This window comes from Marinobacter sp. L-80, from assembly GCF_056859395.1.
Window position 1 is genome coordinate 23553 of the sequence record NZ_JBSXOI010000027.1, and the last position, 6125, is coordinate 29677.

Genomic DNA, 6125 nt, shown 5'->3' on the forward strand with positions numbered 1-6125 from the left:
GGTGCGTCGCCCGGATTATTGGGCCTTGATGTCCTCGGCGACGTTGCGCAGGATGCCAAGAGACGGGGCTTTCTCAGCCCAGATGTCTTCCCAGGCGGAAATGGCGTCAGCGAATTCACTGCGGTTTGCTTTTTTCACGGTGATATCCAGCTCTCTGAGCTGCTGTTCCTGATCCTTCTCCTGGGCCACAAACTTGTCCATTACGGCATTCAGGTGAGCTTTCATGGTTTCCTGGATGAGCTGTCTGTCTTCGTTGCCCAGGTCACGCCAGACCTTGCCAGATACCACGCCCACCATGGGGAACATCATGTGGTTGGAAATCAGCAGGTGGTCGGCGCGCTCGTAAAACTTGAGCACCAGGATGGAGTCGAAATCCATGTCGATGGCGTCGACCTGGCCATTCGCCAGCGCGTCATACACCGCAGGCAGTGGCAACGGCGTGGGTGCCGCGCCGATGGCGTTGTAGAAATCCCGGATGGGCTCGAACGGGGTAATGCGTAGCTTCTTGCCCTCAAGATCGACAGGACCAGAAACCTCATCCCGGCTGAGCACCTGGCGCATTCCAGCCATGGCATAGCCTACACCTACCAGGCCAACGTTGGCCGGCAGTTGGTCCAGAAGTTTGTTCGCTTCCTCGGAGCGCAACAATTCCGCGGCCTGGTCAATGTTGTCGACCAGATAAGGCGCATATAGCGCGCCGAAATCCGGCACCCGGTTGGAAACTTCAGCAATGGTCAGGAACGCCATATCCAGTGCGCCCGTTTGCAGCTGCTGAACCATCTGCGCCTCGTTACCCAGCTGCCTGGCCGGGAAAACCGTTACCGAATGCTCTCCCCCGGACTGTTCATTCAGATCCTGCCCAAACTCGTTGGCCGCCTTGGTCCAGATGTGGGGCGGTGGCGTTATCAAGCCGAGGCGAAAATCGCGGGCCTCAACGGCGGCACTAGACATAACTGCAAAGGATGCAAACGCGGCAAGCAGGCGTTTCATTGAACTCATCGGAGGCTCCATTTCTGTTGTTTTAGTCATCAAACGATGGTTTCGGAAACTCAGTCCCGAAGCATACCCTAGAACGACGGAGTTTTGGACGGGCGATATGGCTAAACAAGTTCTCAATATCGCAACAAAAAAGGCAGACCAGTACGAAACTGATCTGCCTTTCTAGACTATGGTAGCGGGGGCTGGATGGTTATGAGACCGATGAATTTAACCCACCTTTTTTGTGCCAAAAATGCTTTATGCCTCCTAAATTAGTGTATAAATTGGGTATTAGCCTATCTGAGCCTCTGGAGACTAAATCCATTAATGACAAAAAATCAGAGCCAGAGTTGGCACAAAGACGCGACTACGGATAGCTCCGATTTGACCTTAAGGTTGCCAGGCCCCCATTTCCAGACAATCAAAACTTGGGCGGAACAACATCAAGTTGCCGAAATTTTCGAAGCCATCGCTCTGACCTTTGGCTTCACAGAAAACTTCACCGTCATCGGCAATCTTGCCCGCGAACTTTCCAACAAAGATTCGGTCTCGTTACTTGCTCAGTGGGATGCCAATCCCTATGCGTTTCAGTTGAGAGAACTGTCCTCCGCCTATAACGCTGATATTGATATATCCTCTGCGTTCTCGGGCATGCCTCATGACACATCCCGAGAAAGGACGAAAACCACACTAAGGAGAGCAGGAGCGGACATCAAGAACGAGCATTTCCTCTTAGAGATGATCGTTAATCCGTTGGCGCAATCACGGACCGATGAATTAAATCGACTCCGTCGAGCCCTCCGCCTTTGGCTCATCATGCAGGCAATTGAGAGGACAGTTAAAGACGCCTGCTTCCACGATAGCCAAATACAGCAGGTTGCAAGTGCACTAAGTCTGCCTGGCCAGAACGACAAGTGGGGAGTCATCGACGCCTTACTAACGAGGGCAAAGAGAGCCCTCACTTCTAAGCACTACTCGTATCAACAATTTAATTTGGCGCTGAGATACGCATCCACCCAGTTACTTACGCAGTATTCCGCACCCGACGACCGCAAGAGCCTTCTATTACTCAGATCTGTTCAAAAAGTAAGCGAAGGTCAGCGAAACCCAATAGTAGGTCGCCGAGTAGCTCCGGCCATCAACGCATCCTTTACTGAACTTAAGCGCTCGAATCTCGCTCTCGTACTCGACAGGACAACTGAGACACAACAGGTTTTAGCCTATTCAGAAAGCGATAGCAGCACGGCTGATCCAGACGATCTTGAGCAGCTGATTCTTTTCGATGTTAACCCCCAAGAGACTCCGGAAGAGCAGCAATTATCAGGCCGCAGCGTTGTCATGCAGACGGCAGAGCTCTCTCACTACCTGCCTTGGTCATGGGACAAGCCATTACCTCCTGAAAATCAACTGCTCGAAGACTGGCTAACGCGCAATCGGGAGAATGGCGAGTTCTCAGAGAGGCTTGGCACCGCATTGGTGTGGTTAGCAATCAATTTTGGCCGTTCCTTGGAGTTCGTACTGGAGTTTCAAATCACTGACAGTATGCAAGCGGAGTGGAGCATCTGTCGGGATGCCAGCGCGGCGCATCGAATACTTCCAAAGCGTCACAATTCCTGGTTTCCCCGCCCGCAAGACGAACAACTCATCGAGCCATTTGAGGAATGTCTACGCGTTACCTTGCCAAGCTGGGTACAGGAAATACTTCAGCACGCGACCCAGGGCAATCAGGACGCCCCCTCGTTGCGACGACTGTGGACGCTATTCGGCTCTCAAGATATAAACACCTGGTTCAACCAACATGCTCGTCAAAACTTCCCGAGACTATCCAGCGCGAAACTCGCCAATGCCCAATCGCAAAAAGTATTTGATGCAAAAGGCGATCACTCTCTCGCCCGTTTGATCTCGGCTCACCCACGCTCTGCGCTTCCTGCTGCGTGCGGTTACACCAATTGGGATATCGACGAAGTAAGGAGTGGCTTTTTATCCCATAGAACAGAAGCAGCAGCTCGTACTGAACGAATTAACTTACTTGGGAGTGTGCTGGCCCCACTGGAGTCGTTCCTCATTGAGGTCATACAGCGAGGCACCGAAAAGCTCTTCGCGACGAGGGCCTGCGATGCAATCACCTTTCACAACCACCTCGTAACCTATACGGTTACCGCCCTCTATGCAGCTACCGGATGCCGCCACTTATCGGAACCATTCGAGTCACTGAGTCATTTCTGCTTTGATCCGCCGGCAGTTTTCATCAACGACAAAAACGACGATGGACTCCACTGCGGTCGAATGGTGCCACTTGCACACGGTGCTGTTTCGATAATCAATAGCTATCTTGAGCACCTTCGCAAGCTTTCTGATGCTGTGCGAACTCAACACAAAAGATTGGCTGAACGCATCGAAAACGTGCTGCAAGGAAGGTCTGATCATTTACCCCTTTTCTTCTTACTCGATCATTTCGGGTTTTGGCATCCACTCAACGATCCGATGGTCTCGGAATCAGACTTTTTAGAGTTTGGCCTGCCTAAAAACCTTTTCCGACATCGATTCTCACAGCAACTAGCACGGTACGGCGTTAATCCTGAAGTAATTGACGGTTGGCTGGGACACGCAGAACGCGGCGTGACAACGTATAGCGACCATTCGCCACAATGCTGGAAGCATGATGCTGACGAATATCGGCAAGTTGTCGATGACTGCTTTGACCGACTCGGCTTTTCGGTGTCGTTGCCCACGGCTTCTTATGAACGCATTCAGCTTCATCACCGCCCGGACACAATCAATTACGAGGAACCAAAATATTTTGGTCAGGAAAAACGCCATCGGGAGCGATTGCGTGCGCGCAATGAGGCTCGATCCACAGCCCGGAAGGATCTGGACTTTTTTCTCGCAACCAATCCCCTTCCTGATGGCGAAAAGCTAAACCAGCCTTATGTTGATGATGCCGTCAAACACATGTTGCTGAGAGAAAATGGCCTGCCCCACCCGCGAGCAGCCATTCGAATGGAGGTATTGATCCAGTGGCTAGAAAACGCGGATTCGCAGGCTCGCCGATTCATCCGGCATAGGCTGTCGCGTTTTGGGAATGAACGATCCCTATTTCGCAGCAGCTGTGCGCAGGCGCTGCGCGTTATGCCTGAACTAAAGCTCTGGGCAAGCCAGATTAAACAAGACATTCGACAGAAGCGTTATTCGAAATCCGACGAACTTGCACTCGCGATGGCGTTGCTTGCTATCGAAAAGCGCATTTCTTATCTACAGCTACTGGAGGACCTGGTCAGGGGCAGGAACTATCGGATCATCCAGCACAAACAGCATGTTTACCTTGAGTACAACGAAGCGCTGGAATACGACAACTTTGACCAACCCGTCCAAAGGCATGAAATCGACCATGCCACTGGGCGAATGTTAGCAAGGGGTCTGGGTCTCAAGAGCATGAAAGACCTGAACCAGACACGCTGCCCCAAGCCCCTGATTTCACTATATGCAATCCTAAGAAAAACCAAGCCGCAACATGAAGCCGACCATACACGTGTCACCTTTGCGCATGTGCTTAATCTTTTAAATCACGCAGTCGAGCAAGCGAACCTGGTGGAATTACCAGGCATAGTCGCCGGGGCCCTAAGTGAGAGGAATCCCCCCACAAGCGTCTGCCTATATGACCACCTCAGAATTGTCGAAGGCCTCCGCTACAAAAGCCCTGCAAGTCATTCAACCGAGAACTTTCCAGAACCGGAAACTCCAAACATCATTCCCGCTATGGCCCCCCTGGGCAACTCCAGAGCGTTTTACTCTGAGTCAGCGGTATTTTTGCGCGCATTGCACGACATTTTGAATCAATACACCAAAAGCAAATCTGAGACGATAGCCAGGCAAATCGAAAGACACTGTCGTTCAAATGCCCGCAAGGTCAGCAGCGCGATCTTGATGATTGGCTACTGGGTCGCCTTCCGCATTCTACGAGGAAAAGGAGCACCCAATCGAAAACACAAACCTTATGCTGCAAGCTCTATCAAGCGCTACTTGACAGCGCTGTCGCCTGCGTTTCGAGGCTTAGCCTCAAACACTGACCTTATTAGCATGACCGAGGAAGAGGTCACCGAACTGTGCGCAAGGATGCTGGAGCACCAAGGGCACAAGCAGAAAGATCTCCATTACTTCTCAGCTCGACTCATCGACTTTTTTGACTGGGCTACCGAACACGGCGTGTCAGCTCCGGACTGGGATGAACTGGATATAAGGCGTTCAGGCCGTTCGGTTCGCCCACGGCTGTTTTCCGAAGAAGAATATCATCGGGCTCTGAAAATACTTCTGCACCAGGACCCTGCGGATGCGGATCGTGGCAGGCAAGCAGCGTTTGTCCTTCTGCTCGCATTTCGATTTGGACTCAGGGCACAAGAGGCTTTAGGTCTACTCCGTTCCGATTGGTGCCAATCCGGCCAACTGACTTGGGTGCTGGTACAGAACAATCCGATTCGAGCCTTAAAAAATGCTCAGAACAGCCGACGAGCCGTACCGCTGATGTTTGAGCTGGCTGAGACTGAGCGGATGCTGGTCGAGACAATTCTTACTCAATATACAACTCGCTCTGGGGATATCACCAACAAGCCGATTTTAGGCGCAAACGATAGCACTCTCACCCCTTTTGCCAAATCGATTCCTTCAGATATTGCCAAAGCACTTAAACTCGTCACCGGCAATTCAAGGATGAGCCTGCATCAGGCAAGACACGTGTTTTGCAATGTGTTGACCAGCGCCGTGTTCGGGATTCACACGCCTCTGGCATCACATCTGTCCCCATCTTCTGACGATGAAGTCATCAAAACGATCATGTTGGGAACCAATTCCGGTCTCACAAGACGCGGCGCGATGGCAATTGGGAGGGTGCTAGGACACCAGACGCCACACACGCAGATGCGCTCATATAACCACCTGCTCACCGAGTGGGCGGACGCCCTCACGCCGCTCACCTCCCGCTACAAAGGCACCATCAGAAAAGCGATTCAGATCGTAAGCGCCAATAAATCCGCACCTGTGGCTGGCAACTGAATTTCGCCACACTGATTCCTGCTTTCAAATGAAGGAGGAATCCGATGACCACCCCTGATTTACATCAGTTCTGGCAACAGACGCTATCGGACTGGCAGGCC

At 52.0% G+C, this 6125-nt stretch carries 2 protein-coding genes; one reads left to right on the plus strand and one right to left on the minus strand.

Features of this window, described 5'->3' with window-relative positions; translation table 11 throughout:
• Positions 1-15: 15 nt before the first annotated feature.
• Positions 16-999 (minus strand): TRAP transporter substrate-binding protein, encoded by a 984-nt coding sequence (locus tag AC13E3_RS00930; protein WP_104270328.1) that lies wholly within the window; start codon positions 997-999, stop codon positions 16-18.
• Between the two features lie 306 nt (positions 1000-1305).
• Here AC13E3_RS00930 and AC13E3_RS00935 point away from each other — a divergent pair, with 306 nt between their 5' ends.
• Positions 1306-6024 (plus strand): hypothetical protein, encoded by a 4719-nt coding sequence (locus tag AC13E3_RS00935; protein ID WP_405419057.1) that lies wholly within the window; start codon positions 1306-1308, stop codon positions 6022-6024.
• Positions 6025-6125: the final 101 nt, after the last annotated feature.